The organism is Bacillus sp. AR4-2, from assembly GCF_008274865.1.
Taxonomy (GTDB): Bacteria; Bacillota; Bacilli; order Bacillales; family Bacillaceae_G; genus Bacillus_A; species Bacillus_A cereus.
The window spans coordinates 4,553,100-4,572,679 of record NZ_CP031062.1 but is presented as its reverse complement, the minus strand read 5'-3'; the positions used below and the strand labels follow the sequence as shown (position 1 = coordinate 4,572,679).

The following is a 19,580-nucleotide window of genomic DNA, read 5'->3' as shown; positions in this document are numbered from 1 at the left end:
AAAGGAGCTGTTTCTATGTATTTTAGAACAGCTTCTCCCTATTAATTGGATGCTAACATTGTTAATTATTGTCGGTAAGTCGATATATTTAAAAAATCGCCGATATACATTTTATATACTATCAATTTTTTAAGTTATACGCTTATTCCGTTACAACTGAAGCAATGAATGGTAAGTTACGATATTTTTCCGCACAGTCGATACCGTATCCAACGATGAATTCGTCTGGAATTTGGAAGCCAACATACTCAGCTGTTAAGTCTACTTTACGACGTTCTGGCTTATCAAGTAATGTACAGAACTTGAGTGCTTTTGGTTTATGCATAAAGAAGTGGTCTTTTAGGAAATGAAGTGTTAAACCAGAATCGATAATATCTTCTACAACAATTACGTTTTTTCCAGTAATGTTTACGTCGATATCTTTTAGTAGTTTCACTTTTCCTGTTGTTTCTGTTTGATTTCCGTAGCTAGATGCAGAAATAAAGTCAATTGTTACATTATTTTTGATGTGACGAATTAAATCAGCAGCAAATACGAATGAACCTTTTAATACTGCGATAACTACGATTTCTTCTCCTTCAAAGTCACGTTCGATTTGAAGTGCTAATTCTTTAACTTTTGCTTGTAATTGTTCTTCAGAAATTAAAGTGTCTTTTATTTCAATATTCATTGTAATCCTCCTACAGTGTAAAACTTGCGAACATTTCGACTGTAAAGGATAGAATAGAAAAAGTCAAAGGAGATAGTAATTTTTTACAAAGATAACGCCAAAATCATCTGATGATATGATATACTAAGTGTATTAAGAAAACGCTTCCATAAAGGGTGAATATGATGAAGAAGAAACAGTACACAAGTGTAACATTTATAAAAGCATTACTTTTAACAATTGTTCTTGGCCTGTTGGCTTACGTAATTGATGTACCTGCGATTCGTATTTCATTAATTGGAATGACTTTAGTGTTAGGAGCAATTTCGCACGGTATGATGTCGCAGCTAAAAGAAGCTGGACTTGATGATATGAGAGATCATATAGATAAAAAGTAAGAAACCTTCATTATATCGAGTGAAGGTTTTTTTGTTTCTTACAAAAATGTAAGGTAGTTGTAAGGCAAATCGATAGTTGCATAATAGCATTTTGGATAAACTATGGGTGTAAGGTAAAAGGCAAGCATATTTTAGGTAAATTAAGTTTTAGGCACTCTATATGTGAAAAAGGAGTAGGAGGGCATGGAGAAACGTTGGACGACCTTTTCTTTTTTAGCGACTAGTAACACCGTAATGCTAGATGGAAAAATGGATTTTTTGCACTTGTTTGATCGTGAAGATGATCATTCTTCTTCTAAATTTACAATGAAATGGAATAAATGGAGCGAGAGTTGTAGGTTTGAAGAAGAGGCCCCTAACGAAGAGCAAAAGATTATTTTAACAAACCCTATTAAAGCGTGGGTTGTTCAACGTCGTAAGTGTAACGTCAAAAATCACTTCAAGAAAACTGAGCCGAGACAATTAGTTATCGCTCCGGCCCGTTCTACTTCCAAATCACGCGAAAGTAACATGTAAATAATTGAGACACACACCCGAAAAAACATCGTACATATTGCGATGTTTTTTTCTTTTTCTACAATGAAATCTTTAAATGAAATATATTTCATCTGCATCTTATATTTATATCTCTTGCTTATTCTAGTAATACATCCGGCGCGAGTTGATGTGAATAAAATATAAGGAGAGAATTAAGATGAAAAAGAGACTATTACCAATTTGTGCAATGGCACTTTTAACAGTAGGATATTCTTCAGTAGCGAGTGCAGATACTGGAACAGTAACAAAGGAAGAAGCGCAAGTGCAACAAGATAAAGCTAAAAAAGAAGAAGCAATTAAGGAACAGCAAAAAAGTGAAGTAGAGAAAAAGCAAGCGGCACAAGTACAAGAAAAAAATGATATGGCTAAAAAAGAAGAAGCAATAAAAGCTGAGAAAAAAAGTGAAGAAGAGAAAAAGAGAATAGCGCAAGAACAGTTAAAAAACGATATGGCCAAAAAAGAAGCAGCGATAAAAGCCGAGCAAAAGAATGAAGTAGCTAAAAAAGAAGTAGCAAAGCCAGTTGTACAAGGTGAAAAATTACCAAATACAGCATCGAATAATGTAGTAATGATGGGATTAAGTGCATGTCTTGTAGCGGTAGGTACATTATTTGGTTTGAATCGTCGCAATAAGATTAAAGCGTAAATAAAATATTTTCCTATAAAGAATGGGATAATTTCATATATTAAAAATGGTAGGTTACTCCTACCATTTTTGGCATGGAGGAATGAAGAATGAAGTTACTCAATTATATCGGTATCATATTGATGGCTATAGGGCTATTCATGGGATCCTATTATGCTGTGGAATGGTATAAAGGAAGAAGCTCTGCTGGGCAATTAACGGCAGAAGAAATAAAGAGCCTTAAAAATATACAAGATACTCAACTTTCTCATGAAACACCTGTAACTTCTCAAGTGCCTTCTTCTCAAACAGAACATAAAGAAGGAGAAAAGGTAGCGATGTTAAACATACCGAAAATAAAGAAGAAGTTTTCTATATATTGGGGAGCAGATGATACGACTTTGAAAAAAGGAGTGGGTATGTTCGTTAGTGATTTAACGACAACTCCATCTGGAGGGGGACATACTGTACTGAGTGGACATCGAGATACTGTATTTACAGATTTAGAAGAGTTGAAAGAAAAGGATACCCTTGTTTTAGAGTATGATAATAAAACGTACACATATGAAATTCAAAAGACGTGGATTACCCATGCGGATGATCGTACTGTTATTATAAAAAAAGAAGAACCGATATTAACACTGACAACTTGTTACCCATTTAATTATATAGGGAATGCACCAGATAGATATATTATCGAGGCGAAGTTAATTGGCAGTCATTCAAAGTGAAATTATAGTTTCTGAAAGCGGGAGGGGGATATATAAATTATGTCAAAAAATATTTTAATTGTTGAAGATGAAGACATATTACGTGAAATATTAAAAGATTATTTTTTAAGTGAGCAATATGTAGTGTTTGAAGCGAGGGACGGGAAAGAGGCTTTAGTTGTATTTGAAGAAGAAGAGGTTGATTTAGTTATTTTAGATATTATGTTGCCAGAACTCGATGGATGGTCTGTTTGCCGAAGGATTCGAAAGACGTCCGAGGTGCCTATTATTATGCTGACGGCGCGCGTAGATGAAGACGATACGTTACTTGGTTTTGAACTTGGGGCAGATGATTATGTGACGAAGCCGTATAGTCCGCCAATTTTATTAGCAAGAGCGAAAAGGTTGTTAGAAAGCAGAAAAGTGACAAAGCAACTTTTAGAGAATGAAGATGATACATTATCAATCCACGGCATTCACGTTCATTTTCCGTCTCGCACTGTTACGGTAGATAGAACCGATATTAATTTAACGCATACAGAATTTGAAATATTAGCGTATTTCATGAAAAATCAAGGAATCGTTTTAACGCGAGAGCAACTCATTTCAAGAATTTGGGGATATGAATTTGCTGGTGATGATCGAACGGTGAATAGTCATATTCGTAATTTAAGAAATAAATTAGGAGAGAAAGCAAAGTACATTACAACTGTAGTACGAACTGGTTATAAATTTGAGGGGAATATATGAGAAAAGGAATTGTACTAAAATTATTTACTCTTACAACAGCATTATGTATGTTGATTTTAGCGACGATATTTATTGGACAAACGATATTTTTTAAACAATATTATGCGAATCGAAAAGTGGAAGATATTAAAGTAAATTTAAATTCCTTTGAGAAGAATTATTTAAATTATGCAGGAAATGCAGAAGAAATTCAAAAACTAGAGCAAGACTTTTTAAGAGAAAATAATACGTGGATTACGACATTAGATAAGAACGGGAATTTAAAACATGCAGATGATTTTTATTTTGAAGTAACGATAGATCGTAGGCAACAAAAGAGCTTTGGACAACAAATATTCAAAATTCCTTTAGGCAATCTCGTCAATATAGAAGAGATTGAGAATAAATCATCAGATCAGTTTCTAGGCCAAGGAATTTATTTTTCTGGAGTGAAAAAAGGAGATAGTTTTATTCCATTCTCTTTCTCGTTATCTAAGCAGAATTTAAGTGGATCTAATAAACCGTTAGAAAAAGCATTTAAGGAGAAAATGAGTAAATTAGATGAGGAGAAAAAGAAAGCAGCTGAGGAACAAGTAAGTAAGGAAAAGAAGCCGGCTGTTCAGGAGCAAGCTGCCCAAGAACCAGATGCTTATATAGGTGGGTTTGTTACAAAAGTACAGTTTCCAGATGTAAAAGGCCTCGTAAATCCAATTTATAAAAATACTTTGTTTTTGGATAGTATAAAAGAATTTCAAACGGATGTATTACTAAAAGAGAGTAATCAAATAGAGTATTCAACAAAGACAATGGACTATGAAAAGAATGATATAAAATATAAATTATTAATGAAACCAATAAAAGAAAAAGATGGATCAGTAACATATATTTATGCGATGGCTTCTTTACAGCCTGTAGATGAAGCTGTACAAATGGTGCAAGATTATTACATCTATATCATTGCATTTGTAGTCGTTCTTATTTTTTTAGCTTCGTTTTATTATTCAAAACAAATTGCAAAACCATTACTAAAAATAAATGATACGACGAAGAAAATAGCACAATTAGATTTTACAGAAAAAATACCGATTACTTCAAAAGATGAAATTGGAGATTTATCGAAAAATATTAATGTTCTATCAAATAAACTCCATTCGCATATTGGGCAGTTAGAAGAAGATATTGAAAAGGAAAGAAAGTTAGAAAAGACGCGAAAAGAATTCATTTCTGGTGTTTCACATGAATTAAAAACACCGCTAAGTATTATGAAAAGCTGTATTTCTATTTTAAAAGACGGGGTAGCTGAACATAAAAAAGAGTATTATTTTCAGGCAATGGAGAGAGAAGTAGACAAAATGGATACGTTAATTTTGGATATGCTTGAGTTAGCTAAATTTGAATCTGGTACATATAAAATGAAAAAGGATTCGTTTTATATTGATACAGTAATTGAAGACATATGTGAACATCTATCTGTGGAAATAGAGAAAAAAGAGCTTCGTGTTCATAAAAATATATGTTCATTTGAAGTGATTGCAAATCAAGGCCGGATTGAACAAGTCATCGTGAATTTCATTACGAATGCCATACGTTATACACCAAATAAAGAAGATATTATTATTTCTACAATAGATGAGAAGGATCGTATAAAAGTGTGCATTGAAAATAAAGGTACTCACATTGAAGAAGAACAATTAGATAAAATTTGGGATCGTTTTTATCGAGTGGATACAGCTCGTCAGCGTTCACAAGGTGGGACGGGACTTGGGCTTGCCATTTCAAAGAATATTTTAGAACTACATGATACTGAATATGGGGCAGGAAATACAGAAGATGGTGTGTTATTTTACTTCTATTTACCGAAAAAAGCGTAAATAATATGATTTACGCTTTTTTAATTTATTTTCATATTATCTTTACCTAATCTTTATTTTTAATCAGTATAATTTGTTTAGAATATGAGGTTATGTAAGGAGTCGATGAACCGTGCATAGCAATTGGCTAAGTATAATGGTGTTTATTTTCTTTTGCGCATTTATTGTATTTTTAATTGATATTACGATATGAAAAAAGAGCGCTCATTAAGCGCCCTTTTTTTGTGTATTCATTTGATAAGCACTGATGCTTTTGAATAATCGTGGTGAAGTGATAAATAAAAATATAAGTAAAACGGTACATAAAATAAAAGAACCAAGCATTGTACTTCCATTTACGATTAATGAATATAACACAGCTGATTGACCTTTCGGTGCATATTGTCCCCAGAAAATAATGCCGGCAATAAAGTGGCAGAAATAGCGAGCAAAGCTACCGATAAATGTAGCAAGGATAATATAAGCAAGGACTTTCTTACCCTGATTTTGTTTTGATGAAGGTTTGTCTTTACGGTTACCTAAATTTGATTGTTCTAAGCTATTTTCATTGGATGTTAAAAGTGCTTTTTGAATTGGACGATAGAATAAGCCAGCAAATCCGATAAAAGCAAAGGCAATGAAGTACTCAATGAATGCTTGAACAGGTGTTAAAATATAAGCATCTCCCACGACAATTTGTAATAGTCCCCAAACTAAACCGCCTAAGAAAGCTGATTTAAAGCCCCAGCGGTAAGCAATAATAAAAATAGGAATCATAGCGAATGAGATAGAACCGCCTGTTGGAAGTTTAAGTGATAATGGTAAAATATCGATAATCATGGCGAAGGCTGCAAGAATAGCAGATTCGATCATCGCTTGTAAATTGGTGTTACGCATGTTGTTTCCCCCTAAATCCAAGTTATACAAAAAAGAATAGATATCATAGGAGGATACGAAATACGTAAATAAAAATGAGGTATGTATTTCGGACGTTTGCACAATCCCTGCGTTAGCATTAACTAACAGGTTCGAAGGGTCGGAACGAAGTGTTCCCTCTCAGCGGCATGGCTCCCCCAGTGATAACGAAATTCTTTATTTGCTATTGTTTATTGTAAGCGAAATGGATGAGAATGGCAAACGAATACAGTATGACAATAATTGAAATAGAATTGTAGCGAAATGTTAATAAATATGAAGCAAAAGGGTATAGTACAAGAGAAATTGGGTGTGGTATAATTTTTTTGAAAATAATTATCATTCTCTTCTGAGGGGGAAGGTTATGAGCTTAGTAGATATTAAAATTGGAGAGAAAGTGTTAGTAAAAAGTATTCAGTCTTTAGATCAGCTATTAAAGCGTAGACTAGCTGCTTTCGGTCTTGCTGAAGGAAGCGAACTTCGCCTGAAACAGAAAGCGATGTTCAAAGGTCCTTGTACATTGGAGTGTCGTGGACAGTTAATTAGTATTCGTCATTGTGACGCGAAAATGATAAAGGTGGAATTAGCGTGAATAAGGTAGCTTTGCTAGGGAATCCGAATACAGGGAAGACATCATTATTTAATGCACTTACTGGTTCTTATGAGTATGTAGGAAACTGGAGCGGTGTAACAGTAGAAAAGAAGGTTGGTAAATTAAAAGATAGACAAGGAACATTAATTGATTTACCAGGTGTTTATGATTTAAATCCAGTTTCACGTGATGAAGGTGTTGTAACAAACTTTCTATTAACAGAAGAATTTAATCATATGTTAAATATCGTAGATTCCTCGCAGTTTGAAAGAAATATGCATTTAACGTTGCAGTTACTTGAATTTGGTAAGCCAGTCTCAATTGGTTTAAACATGGTTGATGTGGCGAAGCAAAGAGGAATTGTCATTGATGTAAAACGTTTATCAGAGCTATTAGGTGTAACAGTCGTTCCTGTTGTTGCAAGAAGTGGAAAAGGCTGTGAAGAACTGCTTACGACTCTTAAAGAAAATAACAAACAAGAGAAAAAGCCATTTCTTATTTCATATGGTGTACAAATGGATGAAGGAATTGGAGAAGTAATTGCTTTTTTAGAGACAGCGAATTACGAGCATCCGAGATGGTTAGCACTTCAATTTTTAAGCAATAACGAAGTAGTAGAAAAAGAAATGAAAGCATTACCAATTTATAAGGAACTCATAGCCATTCGATCTCGCTTAGAAGGAAAACTTGATTGTACGTTAGAAGAGCACATTTACAAAACTCGTGAAGCGTATATTGAAAAGTTAAAAACAAATGTTATGAAGCATGAGAAAGAAGGAAAAATTCCTTTTTCAGAAAAAATTGATAGATTAATTACACATAAAATTTTAGGACTTCCAATCTTTTTAGCAGTTATGTTTTTTATTTTTCAGGTTACGTTTACGTGGATTGGTACACCTTTATCGGATATGTTAGATGAGTTTTTTGGTGGCCAGCTTACGGATTGGGTGACGGCTGGACTTACAAGTATTGGAGCTTCTGATTTTATTCAAGCGCTCGTTACAGAAGGTATTATTGCCGGTGTTGGTGCTGTATTAGTATTCGTACCACAAATCTTTGCACTATTCTTTTTTATTTCATTATTAGAAGACTCAGGGTATATGGCGCGAATTGCAGTTGTTATGGATAGAATTATGGAGTTTTTCGGCTTAAACGGAAAAGCTTTTATTCCGATGATTATCGGTTTTGGATGTAACGTTCCAGGTATCATGGCTGCGAGAACGATTGAACAGGAAAAAGAACGTTTACTTACCATTTTAGTAACACCATTTATGTCTTGTTCAGCACGATTACCTGTATATGCATTATTTGCGGGCGTATTTTTCCCGCATAGTCAGGCGGCTGTTGTATTTTCTTTATATGTTGCAGGGATTGTTCTTGCGTTATTAGTTACAAAAATTATGTCTCTTACGATTTTGAAAGCGGAAAAGTCTATTTTCGTAATTGAATTACCGCCTTACCGTGTGCCACAAGCAAAAACATTATGGCTAAGCACATGGGAGAAAGGGAAAGGATTTGTTCGTAAAGCTGGTACATTCATCTTTGGTGGTTCGGTTGTCATTTGGTTATTAAACTATGCAGGTCCATCAGGATTTGGTGTTGATATGGGAGACAGTTACTTAGCGATGATTGGTGGATTTATCGCACCACTATTCGCACCGCTCGGCTTCGGAACATGGCAAGCTGCAGCATCCCTTTTAACAGGATTTTTAGCGAAGGAAGTTGTCGTTTCTACAATGGCAATTATTTATGCAGTTAAAGAAGATGTGCTTGGAAATGTAATGGGAGCACATTATACAGCATTATCAGCTTATGCATTTATGTTCTTTATTTTATTATATGTTCCGTGTTTAGCGACGGTAGCTGTTATTAAACGTGAAACAGGATCAGCGAAGTGGACGATTTTTTCAGTCGTTTATCCACTCGTAGTTGCTTATGTATTAACGCTCATTATATACCAAGTTGGATCCTTACTCGGATTCTAGAAGGAGATGTATTGTGATGATGGTCAATATTATAATTGGAGCTATCATTTTTGGTTATGCAGCATATACGTTAGTTAATTTTGTAAAGAGAAGTAAAAAAGGAAAATGCGCAGCATGTTCTTTAAATAAGTCATGTCAGTCGCAAACTTGTAGCCCGGATATGGAGCAAATTGCTCATAATAAATAGAAAAAAGCTTTGCGAATTTCGCAAAGCTTTTTTGTTTTACTTTTTAATTTTTACAAGTTGAGAAGCTTCTACGCCTTTGTAACCAGGGAATTCTTTACTTGGGTCTTTATCAAATTTTAATACACCTACAGATTTTTCATCACCTTTTACATTGCTGTAAGTTGCGTCATCAACAATCGCATACATATCTGTATATGCACGACCACTTCCGATAATTGTGTTGCCTTCATATTTTAATTTTGCCCCATCAAGTGCAGCATTTTCTACTTTTTCTTTTGCAAATAATACACCTTGTTCTGTTGTTACAGCTGGTAATTTATCAAGTGGTTTCGTGTTGTCTTTTTCATCAACTTTGCTAAGTAACTCTTTTTTCACTAGTTCTTCACCAGTTTTCTTATCCATTACAAGAACTTTTTTACCATCTAATGTTGTCATTTTCATTTTATAGAAGTCTTTTTCTTTCACTTCTTTTTTGTTTTTATCTGTAATTTGCTGAACTTGTTCTTCTGATCCGTACAGTACAAAGCCGTTCGCTTTTTCTCCTAATAAAGAACAACCTGATAATGCTCCAAATGAAATTGCTGCTGCTAATCCGATTCCTACTAATTTTTTCATGATGATTTCTCCTTTTATATGTTTTATAGTAAATACATTTTTGTATTAGTTCCGAAATGACGAGAAGCTTGTTTGCTGCTTCTGGTATTAGTGTATAAGAAATATGGAAACGTAACTATCGAGTTAGCTTACAGTAACATTACACTTATGTAATTTAGTGAAAGTGCGCAAAAGTAAGTTAATTTCAAAGAGGGATAATGAGAATATATTAGAAATACAATATTGTATATAGAATGTCATATTATAATGGATGTATTTTGGAAATAACATGTAAGGACATATTAGTTTTGTTATAATAAACACATAGGCTGTAAAATGAATATTCTTTACTGTAAAGGGAGATTTTTCAGTTTTCCAAGTAGTGAATTTGAAATATGAGGTATATCATAGGAGGAATTTAGATGTCTGTATTTAAACGATTAAGAGATTTAACAATGTCAAATGTGTATTCGTTAATTGAAAAAGCGGAAGATCCAGTTAAGATGACTGATCAATATTTACGCGATATGCAAGCCGATGTACAAGAGGCTGAGAAAAGTGTAGCAGCTCAAATCGCACTTGAGAAGAAATTCAAAATATTATTTGAAGAGCAAGAAGCACTTGTGAAAAAACGTGAAGAGCAGGCTCATATGGCTGTTCAAGCTAATAACTTAGATCTTGCGCGTCGTGCATTAGAAGAAAAACAAAATGCAGAGCAAAAAATGAATGAGTATAAAGCAAGCTACGAGCAAAATAAAGCTGCTGCTGATAACCTGCGCCTAAAGCTAGAAGAAATGCGTAAGCAATTAAATGAGCTGAAAAATAAACGTGAAACACTTGTAGCGCGTGTAAATGCGGCGAAAGCACAAAAGAATATTAATCAGGCGATGTCTGGATTTGATTCAAATTCAGCAAAAGCTGGTTTAAGCCGTATGGAAGAGAAAGCTCTTCAATTAGAGGCTGAAGCGGAAGCAAGCGGTGAAGTTTATAAGAAAGAAAAATCATTAGATGATGAATTCGCAAGCTTAAACAAAAATTCTGCTGTTGACGATGAATTAGCTCGTATTATGAAGCAGTATGAGAAATAATATAGAATAAAGACAAATGAACCGACATGTCTAAATATATTCATGTCGGTTTTCTATTATATTTTAGAGGAGGTTTTGCAATGACATGGATGAATGTAGTTGCCATGCTTGTATGGACTGGAGCGAGTGCAGTACTTTTATTTGCAATTATGTGGGTTGATTCGATTTTTACAAAATACAATGATTTAAAAGAAATCAAAAATGGAAATACAGCTGTAACAACTCGTTTTATTATGAAATTATTTGCACAAGGGTACATTTTATCTCAATCGATAACGAAAGCAAATGATTTATGGCAAGCGCTACTTGCATCAGCAGTTTCTTTCGTTATTTTATTAGTGGTAGAAATGTTTATCGAATTTGTGTTAAAGAAAATGTCTGGCTTAGATTTAGAAGAAGGTACGAAAGAAGGCAGCGTTGCACATGCGATGTTAGCTGGATCATTACATATTGTTGGTGCACTTATTTTAGGTGCTTGTTTATAAAGAGAAAAGGAGGGGTAGATCATGAGTTTATTTAAACGAATTAAAAATATAATGAAAAGCCCAGAGCCACCGAAGCCGGAAAAGAGTCTTTTAACGTTAGCTCCTGGTGATATGATTGAAGTTTCATTAGTCATGTACGAATTAACTGGGAAAACGAGTATGCATTCTCGCAAGGAAATTGTTTTAACACTGCAAGACGGGAAAGACATTCGTTATTTAAAAATTGAAGATCGTGAAAATACGTATTACAAATTATATACACCAATTGATGGTCGCTTAGATTCAATTGATGAAATTCCGACGACAATTGAAATGGATGATACCGAGTATCATATGGAAGAACAATATAACGGACGTGTTGTTGTGATGGGAAAAACTCCATTCTCAGCTTCAGAAGAACAGTATATATGGGAATTCCAATCAGATAATCGAAAATTATTGCGTATTGAATGGCAAAATGGTCGCACAATGATGTATGAGGGAGAAGCAATCATTCCTGCTGATGTACAAATTATAAGAGCAACGTAAGGGGGCGTAATCATGTCAAACCGATTGTTTACCATGATTAAATCGTTTGTGATCCCTATACTTGCTATCGTTATATTACTTGTTGTTGCTGGTTATGCCTTATCAGGTTGTCAAGGCGGGCAGACAAAGTCGATTCAAGACCGTTATCCACTTGAATCTGTTGCCAAGGAAGGTAAACAAGAATCTTACGTGTATAGGGCCGCCAATCGGTCAGTTCCTGAAGTAGCGAAGGAACTCATTAACGAAAGAGAACCGAAGCAAGCATCTAAAGAAGACGAAAATCAAATGTTCCTCGTTTATTCTGATAAGATTTATAACCTGCAAAAGGATAAAGAGAAACCATCTGATACGTTAATTGAAATAAGTAATAAAGAATTTGTCCGTCAAAATTACCAACCGTCCTTCTTGCAAGGATATATTATGGGTAGCATATTAAACGATATATTCGGTTCACGAAAATCATCGTACGGTGATTATCGAGGATATAATGACAGACAAAATCATAAACCAGTTATTCCAGAGAGACCACCTACGAAAGAAGAAAAGAAAACCCCACCTCCAATTACGAAGGAAGGGAAAGGGTCTATCATTAAGCGAGGCGATAATGTAGATTCGAAACCATCAGTAGGTGATAAGGGAAGTATTACTGAAAAAGGAAGTAATACGACGCCCCCACCTTCTACTGGAAGCAAGGGTAAAATTACAAAAACACCAGGCGGTTCAAGCGGATCAGATGTGAAGCCAAAATCATCTATTAAAACGCCGCCAAGGAATACATCTCCTCCGAAAACGAGGGTCGGTGGTTCAGGAAAAATTACGAAGAGAAGATAGTGTAGAGACCGAAAAGTGGAATTTGCTTTTTGGTCTTTTTTGTTATGGGAATTAATGCCTCTCAGGTGGTACGATTTAGGCATAAGGGAGGAAGTAAAAATATATCAGCGATTATTGAAATATATCGACTTACCGACAAAAACTGACAACGATAACAACTTAATAATAAAAAGAGGGTGTGCCAAAATTTTGGCACACCCTCTTTTTCATAACGATTAATGAATATCACGTTTCTTGAAATTACCGCCTTTTACTTCTGCTACGTCATAAACTGTAATAAAGGCGTGTGGATCGATTTCATTAATAAGTTCTTTCATTTTACTTTCTTCTAAACGGTTAATTACACAGGAAATTTCTTTAAACTTCTCTCTTGAATAACCACCGTATACTTCGTTATATGTTGCACTTCGGCCTAAACGATCGCGAATTGTTTCTACCATTAATTCAGGCTCTTTTGTAATAATTTTAAATGCTTTTGAACCACTTAAACCAACTTCAACGATATGAATCACTTTCGAAGCGATAAAGTAAGCAATTGCCGAAAGGATAGCTCCTTGCAGGCCGAATACTGTTGATACGAAAATAAATACGAACATGTTTAAGAATAAAATAAGGTCACTCGTTCCAAATGGTAACTTACGAGAAAGCAATACAGCTAGCATATCGATTCCATCTAATGCTCCGCCGTTACGTAATGCTAGTCCCATACCAAAACCGATGATAATACCACCAACAACTGTAACTAATAATGTATCGCCTTCAATAATAGCTGGTATTCCGTGCATGACAACGGTACCTATTGCTAATGAAGCAATCCCGATAATGGAATAAATAGCAAAGCTTTTACCGATTTGCTTATATCCTAACCAAACGAAAGGAATGTTAATAACTGCGATTAGAGCTCCTAATGGCAATCCAAATAATCTTGAACTAACGATACTTAAACCAGTTACACCACCGTCTGATACGTTATTTGGAATTAATACTGCTTCTAATCCGTACGCTGTGATAAATGCCCCAATAATAATCATCAAAGCTTTTGAAGCAATTCTTAGCTTATTGGGCTTGTTTTTGATAATTTTCTCCATGTAATTTCCTCGTTTCAAACTAGTTTCTTATTTGTTACGTAATTCACACCTAAATTTTATTTTAACATTTAATTTGAAAAAATTCTCCTTTAATGGATGTATGCAGGGAATATTATCACCATATTATCTTTAAAATATTTTTGAAATCAGTATAAGAAATCCCATCCTTTCAAAGGATGGGATGCTATTAAGAAAATATAAAACTAAGTACTGATATGAATAAAGCGAAACCTAAAATAGTTCCACATATTTTCATATGGCGCTTACGTCCCATTACGACAATCGCAACATATTCACGAATCATTGCGTTAGGCCAGTAATAAAATGCAGTTTTTGACCCGATTCCTTGGCTATTAAGACCAGCTTGTCTAGCGTATATACCAGCGCGGAAAAGGTGGAAATTATTCGTTGTAAAAATACTTTTATATTTACCTTCAGGTTTTAAAGAATCCATAATTTCTTTAGAGAACAACATGTTTTGATATGTGTTTACAGAGCGATTTTCCTGGACTGTATGTTCAAGAGGAATTCCTTTTTCAACAGCATAATTTTGCATTGCTTCTGCCTCTGGAAGACCTTCATCTGGACCTTGACCACCAGAGAAAATAATTGTCGGTGGTGTATTTACAGCTGCTTGTTTCCAATAGAAGTCGATAGCTTTATTAATGCGGCTTGCAAGTAAGGGTGGTACTTTATCATTAATTAAGCCACTACCAAGAACGATAATGAAATCTTGATTACGTCTTGGTCTGTTAAATTGGTATAAAAAATAAGCGCTTAAGAAGTTAGATAAGTGTATAAAGAAATAGAAGCTTATAAGAGAAATAGCTGCGAAAATAGGCTCTAAATGCGATGAGACCAAACTTGCTGGATTTATGATAGGGAGTAACATAAAGAATAACATCCCTAAAGCAGCAAGGAGTGTTAAACAGTTAGTGAACCGTCTTCCTTCTCGCTTCATTAAAATTCTAGCATTAAGAAATAGCCCAAACATTAAAGCAACAATACCGAAAGGAAGCATAATAAGAAGTGCTAAAATAGGTAAAATTATAATATAGCGTAGGACATCACTACTTGAATTCACAGATATAATCACACAAAAAAGAAGGAAAAAACAGACAAAGGAATTAAATAAAAAGCCGTTTATTATTTTCCGCGGATCTTTTAAATATGAGATAAGAAAAATAATAAACAATATAAGAGGAATAATTCCAAAATACAGCATAAATATAGTACACCTCAACTTGTATAAGAATTTGACATACCTTTTATATTACATGATTTTATAAGTGAAAATGAAAGAAAAAGGATTTTGAATTTTCTCAATAAAATATATGGATACATATGTTACAATATATTCAAAGCGATATATTAAAAGTAAAATGGTTGAAAAGGCACTCAGTAGAGTGCTTTTTCTTTTTGTATGCAATTGTGCATATTATATTTTTTTTCAAATGAAGAGGATTACAATATAAGTTGTAGACAGACTTTATAAAGCAGAATTTAATACAAACATTTCCCTCTACTTTTTGTATCTAACAATCGTATAACAATAAATAATTCTGTTTTATAGTGTCTGTTTTTGAAAGGTGTCTTTTTTGAAGGCATCTTTTTTTGTTAGTATAGATAGTTTTCACTGTTAGCACAGTGTAAACTATCTATACTAAACATTAGCAATCTTCCGTATAAATATTATCAATTTACTATATATTCCAGTGGTGTTAACCTACATATGAAAGGCTTTCTTTTTCAAAATATTACCCCTAATAAAATTTTGAAGAAGTCAACTGTCTCCAAACTTGTCTTTATGCTTAAAGAAAAAGCACTCAAATTGAGTGCTTTTTCTTATTGAAACATGCTATTTTTCTAGGCGATTTTCATAAAATAAAAGTAAAGAAATGAAAGTGGGTGACAAAATGCCGGCAGTTGTGGAAGGTGTTATTATTGAAAACTGCAATGGAACAATTAATGTAGGTGACAAATATAACGTACAGCCGATTGAAAAGACGAAGGCTTATAATGGATCGGGATCATCAAATACAGGAATGAAAGTACAAACGTTTAGCGGGATTAGTACAGCTGATGTATGGGATAATGATGCGAATGATCAGGGGATACAGTTTACTTTATAGTACAGTATGTAAAATTGCATAAAATGATGAACTTGTCCTGTGCTACAATCTAGCTGTGAGCTGTTAATGATTCTTCTGTAGTATAGTTGTTAGATTAGAAATATAACATCTTATCGAAAATCATACGTAAAAAAAAGACACTTCAAACGAAGTGTCTTTTTTTAACTTAGTGATACCCTTTAGCAGAGTCTTTATGAATTTTATTTTTAAAAAGACTGTAGCTCCAAAGCTGATATCCAATAACGATTGGTACCATGACCATTGCAACGAAGAACATAATTTTTAAGTTTAATTGACTACCAGCTGCGTTGTATAACGTTGTACTGTATGCATCGTTAATACGAGATGGTAACATTCTTGGGAACATACCTGCAAAGCCAGTTGTCATAAACATTGCGATTGTTAGGCAAACGAATGTGAATGCAAGGCCAATTTTATGTTTGTACACCATAATTAGTGCGAGTACACTCATTAGCATTGCAAGTACTGGAAGAATGAATAGTACCGGATATTCTGTAAAGTTTTGGAATAAGTTTGTTCTATTAGCAGTTGCTACATAGAAAATAGCTAAAATGATAGCAGCTGCCATTGAAAATGGTCTTGCGATTTTATAAGCACGATCAGATACTTCACCAGTCGTTTTAATCATGACCCAAAGGGCACCGGATACGACAAATATAGCAGTGAAGAAAAGACCACCTAATATACCGTAATGGTTTAGTAAGCTAAGTAAATTTCCTTCATAGCCATTTTTTCCGATTTGTAGTCCGTAATACAAGTTAGCGAATGTAACACCGAATAAGAAGGCGATTAGGAAACTGCCAATTGCAAATGCCCATTTACAAGTTTTTTGCCAAATTGGTGAATCATCTTTATGCATGAATTCCAGTCCAGCGGCACGAGCAAATAGTGCAAGTAATACTAAGAATAACGGTGTATATAAATAACTAAACATATTAGCATACGTGACTGGGAAGGCAGCAAATGTTGCGCCACCAGCTGTAATTAACCATACTTCATTACCGCCCCAGAACGGGCCAATTGCTTCTTGTAATTGATTTCGTTCTTGTCGATCTTTCGTAACGAAGGGAAAAATCATTCCGTTACCAAGTGCATACCCGTCAAGAATGAAGTAAACTGTCCAAATCACGCCCCATAAACCGAACCAGATGATTGCAAGCATATCATGAGACATGAGCCACACCTCCCTCAGTAGCAGGTTCTTCTAATGCGGCAGGTCCTTTTTTCGCAAACTTCAGCATTAAATATACGTCTGCGATTAAAAGTAAAGTGTAGAACAAAATTAAACTAATTAATGAGAACCAAATTTGCGGAACGGATATAGGTGATACAGATTCTGCTGTACGCATTAGTTTATATACTGTCCATGGCTGGCGACCTACTTCAGCGACGATCCATCCTGCGTTAATCGCGATATAAGGAAGTAAGACAGACCATATTGTAATTTTTAAATAACGTTTTGAGTTTTCTAGTTTTCCTTTTCGGTTTAAATAGAAGCCATACCAAGTTAATGCCATAAAGAACATACCGAGTGCAACCATTAAGCGGAAGCTATAATACACGAGGTTAACATTTGGACGTTCATCTTTCGGAATATCCTTTAAACCAACAATTTCGCCATCAAATGAGTTTGTATAGAAGAAGCTTCCGAGTTTTGGAATCGTAAGGAATTCAAAATTCTTCTCGTTTTTTACATCAGGAATTTGAACAATTGAGAAGCCTTGTCCTTTTCCGGTTTCCCAAACTGCTTCCATCGCAGCTCCTTTTGCGGGTTGATATTTAGCCGCTGATACACCAGATTGATGTCCCATAAACGGTGTAATTGTTGCGGCGAATAAGCCTAACATTAAGCCGAACTTAAATGATTTTTTGAAGAATTCAACTTCATTTTTACGTAATAAGTGATAGGCACTAATTGCCATAACGAAGAAAGCACCAACAATATAACAACCAACTACAGTATGGAAGAACATATTCCAAGCGTATGGATTCGTAACGAGTGCCCAGAAATCATTTAATTCAGCGCGGCCGTTACGTACTACGTAGCCAACAGGGTTTTGCATAAAGCCGTTTGCTGTAATAATCCAAAGGGCAGAAATGTTTGTTCCAAGTGCAACCATCCACATGCAGAAGGCACGGAACTTTGGTGAAATTTTGTCTTTACCGAATAACCATATTCCCATGAAAGTAGATTCTAAGAAGAAGGCAACAAGTGCTTCGATTGCGAGAGGTGATCCGAAAATGTCTCCCATATATTTGGAGTACTCAGACCAGTTTGTTCCAAATTGGAATTCCATCGTAATCCCGGTTATAATCCCCATTACGAAGTTAATTGTAAATAATTTACCCCAGAAATTTGCCATTTTGCGGTATGTTGGATTCAATGTGCGGGCGTATTGAGTTTCCATACATGCTACTAAAATGACAAGTCCGATTGTCAAAGGTACAAATAAAAAGTGATAAAAAATAGTAATTGCAAATTGAAAACGACTCAGTAACAGAACGTCGGACATAATGAATATTCACTCCTTTTTTACATTATCTACAATCAGTTTATAGTGAAAATACGTTTAAAGTATGTGAAACTTGTTACAAAGCTGTGTGTATATTTTGAAAGAATTATGTCGATTATCTGAAAATATCTTATTTTTACTATAAAGCGATATCCTTTTTGAGTTTTTCATATTTTGGTACACTATTTATGTAGTGTAAACGAGAGAAAAGAGGGTCCTTTACTATGAAGTCATTAGAAGAGATTTTGCAGTACAATGAGAAATTTGTTGAAGAGAAAAAATACGAAGAGTATGAAACAGGAAAATTCCCGAATAAAAAAATGGTAATTATTTCTTGTATGGATACACGACTTGTTGAATTATTACCAAAAGCAATGAATATGCGTAACGGTGATGTGAAAATTATTAAGGTAGCAGGAGCTGTTATCTCACATCCATTCGGAAGTATTATGCGTAGTATTTTAGTTGCTGTATATGAACTTGGTGCTGATGAAGTTTGTGTAGTTGGTCACCACGATTGCGGTATGGCAAAAATTCAGGCAAGCAGTACAATTGAGAAGATGAAAGAGCGCGGTATAACAAATGAGAAATTAGATACACTCCGTTATTCTGGAATCGATTTAGAAAGATTCCTACAAGGGTTCTCTAGTGTAGAAGAAAGTGTAGAACATAGCGTATCGATACTTCGCAACCATCCGTTACTTCCAGAAGAAGTACCTGTTCACGGTCTTGTTATCGATCCTGAAACAGGAAAATTAGATTTAGTTGTGAATGGTTACGACAATTAAGAATTTACTTTGTCATCCTTTTTATCTGGGACAGGATCAAATCCTCCCGGGTGGAAAGGGTGACATTTTAATATACGCTTACAAGTAAGCCAAAAGCCTTTGAATGCACCATGTTTTTGAAACGCCTCTAATCCGTAATGAGAACAAGTCGGATAAAAACGGCATGTTGGTGGTGTCATCGGAGAAATGAACTTTTGATAAAAGCGTATAATCCCAATAAAAATCTGTTTCATAACGGTCTCCTTTTCAGCATATTCTTAAAGTATTATAGCACGACTGTACATAATACTTTACTAATGTGCATTTCCGTTATATCATATTGGATATAACGGAAT

General features: G+C 34.6%; 23 protein-coding genes and 1 riboswitch. Of the genes, 15 read left to right on the top strand and 8 right to left on the bottom strand.

All coding sequences use genetic code 11. From position 1 onward, the window contains the following. Positions 1-142 precede the first annotated feature (142 nt). Positions 143-670 (bottom strand): hypoxanthine phosphoribosyltransferase, encoded by a 528-nt coding sequence (gene hpt / locus DN399_RS23680; protein WP_006928622.1) that lies wholly within the window; start codon positions 668-670, stop codon positions 143-145. A gap of 161 nt (positions 671-831) precedes the next feature. Here hpt and DN399_RS23675 point away from each other — a divergent pair, with 161 nt between their 5' ends. From DN399_RS23675 to DN399_RS23650, 6 genes are all read left to right on the top strand, one after another. Continuing rightward, complete coding sequence (locus DN399_RS23675) at positions 832-1,047, top strand: hypothetical protein (RefSeq protein ID WP_002001286.1); 216 nt, start codon at positions 832-834, stop codon at positions 1,045-1,047. Between the two features lie 183 nt (positions 1,048-1,230). Beyond that, the gene (locus DN399_RS23670; protein ID WP_000415613.1) at positions 1,231-1,563 is read left to right on the top strand and encodes a hypothetical protein; all 333 of its coding nucleotides are present in this window, start codon (positions 1,231-1,233) and stop codon (positions 1,561-1,563) included. A gap of 178 nt (positions 1,564-1,741) precedes the next feature. Then, complete coding sequence (locus DN399_RS23665; protein ID WP_000746709.1) at positions 1,742-2,230, top strand: LPXTG cell wall anchor domain-containing protein; 489 nt, start codon at positions 1,742-1,744, stop codon at positions 2,228-2,230. Positions 2,231-2,319: 89 nt separating this feature from the next. Next, the gene (locus DN399_RS23660; RefSeq protein ID WP_149149968.1) at positions 2,320-2,940 is read left to right on the top strand and encodes a class D sortase; all 621 of its coding nucleotides are present in this window, start codon (positions 2,320-2,322) and stop codon (positions 2,938-2,940) included. A 39-nt stretch (positions 2,941-2,979) separates the two neighbouring features. Further along, on the top strand, positions 2,980-3,669 hold the full coding sequence (locus DN399_RS23655) for a response regulator transcription factor (RefSeq protein ID WP_000041856.1): 690 nt from the start codon (positions 2,980-2,982) through the stop codon (positions 3,667-3,669). Beyond that, positions 3,666-5,519, top strand: a complete 1,854-nt coding sequence (locus DN399_RS23650; RefSeq protein ID WP_001225341.1) for a sensor histidine kinase — start codon at positions 3,666-3,668, stop codon at positions 5,517-5,519. Before DN399_RS23655 ends, DN399_RS23650 begins: the two co-directional genes overlap by 4 nt. Before the next feature lie 207 nt (positions 5,520-5,726). Here the strand turns inward: DN399_RS23650 and thiT are convergent, their stop codons facing one another. After that, positions 5,727-6,395, bottom strand: coding sequence for an energy-coupled thiamine transporter ThiT (gene thiT, locus DN399_RS23645; RefSeq protein ID WP_001246588.1), 669 nt, complete (start codon positions 6,393-6,395; stop codon positions 5,727-5,729). An 86-nt stretch (positions 6,396-6,481) separates the two neighbouring features. Further along, a riboswitch (TPP riboswitch) is annotated at positions 6,482-6,583 on the bottom strand. A 194-nt stretch (positions 6,584-6,777) separates the two neighbouring features. Between thiT and DN399_RS23640 the strand changes: the two genes are divergently transcribed. Genes DN399_RS23640 through DN399_RS23630 form a run of 3 tightly spaced genes read left to right on the top strand, consistent with a single transcriptional unit; the run spans position 6,778 to position 9,177 of the window. Continuing rightward, complete coding sequence (locus DN399_RS23640; protein WP_000060512.1) at positions 6,778-7,005, top strand: FeoA family protein; 228 nt, start codon at positions 6,778-6,780, stop codon at positions 7,003-7,005. Continuing rightward, positions 7,002-8,990, top strand: a complete 1,989-nt coding sequence (gene feoB, locus DN399_RS23635) for a ferrous iron transport protein B (RefSeq protein ID WP_149149967.1) — start codon at positions 7,002-7,004, stop codon at positions 8,988-8,990. The genes DN399_RS23640 and feoB overlap by 4 nt, the downstream gene beginning before the upstream one ends. 16 nt (positions 8,991-9,006) lie before the next feature. Then, on the top strand, positions 9,007-9,177 hold the full coding sequence (locus DN399_RS23630) for a FeoB-associated Cys-rich membrane protein (RefSeq protein WP_000989598.1): 171 nt from the start codon (positions 9,007-9,009) through the stop codon (positions 9,175-9,177). A 36-nt stretch (positions 9,178-9,213) separates the two neighbouring features. On the opposite strand, the gene DN399_RS23625 is transcribed toward DN399_RS23630, so the two are convergent. Further along, entirely contained in the window at positions 9,214-9,792 is a 579-nt protein-coding gene (locus DN399_RS23625; protein WP_000737468.1) for a lipoprotein BA_5634 family protein, read from the bottom strand. 401 nt (positions 9,793-10,193) lie between these two features. Between DN399_RS23625 and DN399_RS23620 the strand changes: the two genes are divergently transcribed. The 4 genes from DN399_RS23620 (at position 10,194) to DN399_RS23605 (ending at position 12,703) form a co-directional block, all read left to right on the top strand. Continuing rightward, positions 10,194-10,859 carry a PspA/IM30 family protein gene (locus DN399_RS23620; protein WP_000110280.1) on the top strand — a complete coding sequence of 222 codons (666 nt, stop codon included), beginning with the start codon at positions 10,194-10,196 and terminating at the stop codon, positions 10,857-10,859. A gap of 80 nt (positions 10,860-10,939) precedes the next feature. Next, on the top strand, positions 10,940-11,344 hold the full coding sequence (locus DN399_RS23615) for a DUF350 domain-containing protein (protein WP_000220087.1): 405 nt from the start codon (positions 10,940-10,942) through the stop codon (positions 11,342-11,344). 21 nt (positions 11,345-11,365) lie between these two features. Beyond that, positions 11,366-11,872, top strand: coding sequence for a DUF4178 domain-containing protein (locus tag DN399_RS23610; RefSeq protein WP_149149966.1), 507 nt, complete (start codon positions 11,366-11,368; stop codon positions 11,870-11,872). A 12-nt stretch (positions 11,873-11,884) separates the two neighbouring features. After that, the gene (locus tag DN399_RS23605; RefSeq protein WP_000071190.1) at positions 11,885-12,703 is read left to right on the top strand and encodes a DUF4247 domain-containing protein; all 819 of its coding nucleotides are present in this window, start codon (positions 11,885-11,887) and stop codon (positions 12,701-12,703) included. A 215-nt stretch (positions 12,704-12,918) separates the two neighbouring features. Here DN399_RS23605 and DN399_RS23600 read toward each other — a convergent pair whose 3' ends face one another. Together DN399_RS23600 and DN399_RS23595 are read right to left on the bottom strand one after the other, a co-directional pair. Continuing rightward, on the bottom strand, positions 12,919-13,791 hold the full coding sequence (locus tag DN399_RS23600; RefSeq protein WP_000411245.1) for a YitT family protein: 873 nt from the start codon (positions 13,789-13,791) through the stop codon (positions 12,919-12,921). Positions 13,792-13,978: 187 nt separating this feature from the next. Next, a complete protein-coding gene (locus DN399_RS23595) occupies positions 13,979-15,016 on the bottom strand; it encodes a YdcF family protein (RefSeq protein ID WP_000965218.1) in 1,038 nt (345 codons plus the stop codon). 673 nt (positions 15,017-15,689) lie between these two features. Here DN399_RS23595 and DN399_RS23590 point away from each other — a divergent pair. Then, positions 15,690-15,923, top strand: a complete 234-nt coding sequence (locus DN399_RS23590; RefSeq protein ID WP_002001299.1) for a spore germination protein — start codon at positions 15,690-15,692, stop codon at positions 15,921-15,923. Positions 15,924-16,089: 166 nt separating this feature from the next. Here DN399_RS23590 and cydB read toward each other — a convergent pair whose 3' ends face one another. After that, on the bottom strand, positions 16,090-17,118 hold the full coding sequence (gene cydB / locus DN399_RS23585; RefSeq protein WP_006925605.1) for a cytochrome d ubiquinol oxidase subunit II: 1,029 nt from the start codon (positions 17,116-17,118) through the stop codon (positions 16,090-16,092). Next, positions 17,108-18,457, bottom strand: a complete 1,350-nt coding sequence (cydA, locus tag DN399_RS23580; protein WP_001286188.1) for a cytochrome ubiquinol oxidase subunit I — start codon at positions 18,455-18,457, stop codon at positions 17,108-17,110. Before cydA ends, cydB begins: the two co-directional genes overlap by 11 nt. A 224-nt stretch (positions 18,458-18,681) precedes the next feature. On the opposite strand from cydA, the gene DN399_RS23575 reads away from it, so the two are divergent. Then, positions 18,682-19,245: a beta-class carbonic anhydrase gene (locus tag DN399_RS23575; protein WP_000838169.1), complete on the top strand. Its 564-nt coding sequence runs from the start codon at positions 18,682-18,684 to the stop codon at positions 19,243-19,245. Here the strand turns inward: DN399_RS23575 and yidD are convergent. Beyond that, positions 19,242-19,478 (bottom strand): membrane protein insertion efficiency factor YidD, encoded by a 237-nt coding sequence (yidD, locus tag DN399_RS23570; protein ID WP_000809330.1) that lies wholly within the window; start codon positions 19,476-19,478, stop codon positions 19,242-19,244. The two genes, DN399_RS23575 and yidD, sit on opposite strands and share 4 nt — an antisense overlap. Positions 19,479-19,580 lie beyond the last annotated feature (102 nt).

What these genes read in the sequence shown, in the direction of transcription:
- hpt (WP_006928622.1), bottom strand. Translation starts at nt 670, where the DNA reads ATGAATATTGAAATAAAAGACACTTTAATTTCTGAAGAACAATTACAA.
- DN399_RS23675 (WP_002001286.1), top strand. Translation starts at nt 832, where the DNA reads ATGATGAAGAAGAAACAGTACACAAGTGTAACATTTATAAAAGCATTA.
- DN399_RS23670 (WP_000415613.1), top strand. Translation starts at nt 1,231, where the DNA reads ATGGAGAAACGTTGGACGACCTTTTCTTTTTTAGCGACTAGTAACACC.
- DN399_RS23665 (WP_000746709.1), top strand. Translation starts at nt 1,742, where the DNA reads ATGAAAAAGAGACTATTACCAATTTGTGCAATGGCACTTTTAACAGTA.
- DN399_RS23660 (WP_149149968.1), top strand. Translation starts at nt 2,320, where the DNA reads ATGAAGTTACTCAATTATATCGGTATCATATTGATGGCTATAGGGCTA.
- DN399_RS23655 (WP_000041856.1), top strand. Translation starts at nt 2,980, where the DNA reads ATGTCAAAAAATATTTTAATTGTTGAAGATGAAGACATATTACGTGAA.
- DN399_RS23650 (WP_001225341.1), top strand. Translation starts at nt 3,666, where the DNA reads ATGAGAAAAGGAATTGTACTAAAATTATTTACTCTTACAACAGCATTA.
- thiT (WP_001246588.1), bottom strand. Translation starts at nt 6,395, where the DNA reads ATGCGTAACACCAATTTACAAGCGATGATCGAATCTGCTATTCTTGCA.
- DN399_RS23640 (WP_000060512.1), top strand. Translation starts at nt 6,778, where the DNA reads ATGAGCTTAGTAGATATTAAAATTGGAGAGAAAGTGTTAGTAAAAAGT.
- DN399_RS23630 (WP_000989598.1), top strand. Translation starts at nt 9,007, where the DNA reads ATGATGGTCAATATTATAATTGGAGCTATCATTTTTGGTTATGCAGCA.
- DN399_RS23625 (WP_000737468.1), bottom strand. Translation starts at nt 9,792, where the DNA reads ATGAAAAAATTAGTAGGAATCGGATTAGCAGCAGCAATTTCATTTGGA.
- DN399_RS23620 (WP_000110280.1), top strand. Translation starts at nt 10,194, where the DNA reads ATGTCTGTATTTAAACGATTAAGAGATTTAACAATGTCAAATGTGTAT.
- DN399_RS23615 (WP_000220087.1), top strand. Translation starts at nt 10,940, where the DNA reads ATGACATGGATGAATGTAGTTGCCATGCTTGTATGGACTGGAGCGAGT.
- DN399_RS23610 (WP_149149966.1), top strand. Translation starts at nt 11,366, where the DNA reads ATGAGTTTATTTAAACGAATTAAAAATATAATGAAAAGCCCAGAGCCA.
- DN399_RS23605 (WP_000071190.1), top strand. Translation starts at nt 11,885, where the DNA reads ATGTCAAACCGATTGTTTACCATGATTAAATCGTTTGTGATCCCTATA.
- DN399_RS23600 (WP_000411245.1), bottom strand. Translation starts at nt 13,791, where the DNA reads ATGGAGAAAATTATCAAAAACAAGCCCAATAAGCTAAGAATTGCTTCA.
- DN399_RS23595 (WP_000965218.1), bottom strand. Translation starts at nt 15,016, where the DNA reads ATGCTGTATTTTGGAATTATTCCTCTTATATTGTTTATTATTTTTCTT.
- DN399_RS23590 (WP_002001299.1), top strand. Translation starts at nt 15,690, where the DNA reads ATGAAAGTGGGTGACAAAATGCCGGCAGTTGTGGAAGGTGTTATTATT.
- cydB (WP_006925605.1), bottom strand. Translation starts at nt 17,118, where the DNA reads ATGTCTCATGATATGCTTGCAATCATCTGGTTCGGTTTATGGGGCGTG.
- cydA (WP_001286188.1), bottom strand. Translation starts at nt 18,457, where the DNA reads ATGTCCGACGTTCTGTTACTGAGTCGTTTTCAATTTGCAATTACTATT.
- DN399_RS23575 (WP_000838169.1), top strand. Translation starts at nt 18,682, where the DNA reads ATGAAGTCATTAGAAGAGATTTTGCAGTACAATGAGAAATTTGTTGAA.
- yidD (WP_000809330.1), bottom strand. Translation starts at nt 19,478, where the DNA reads ATGAAACAGATTTTTATTGGGATTATACGCTTTTATCAAAAGTTCATT.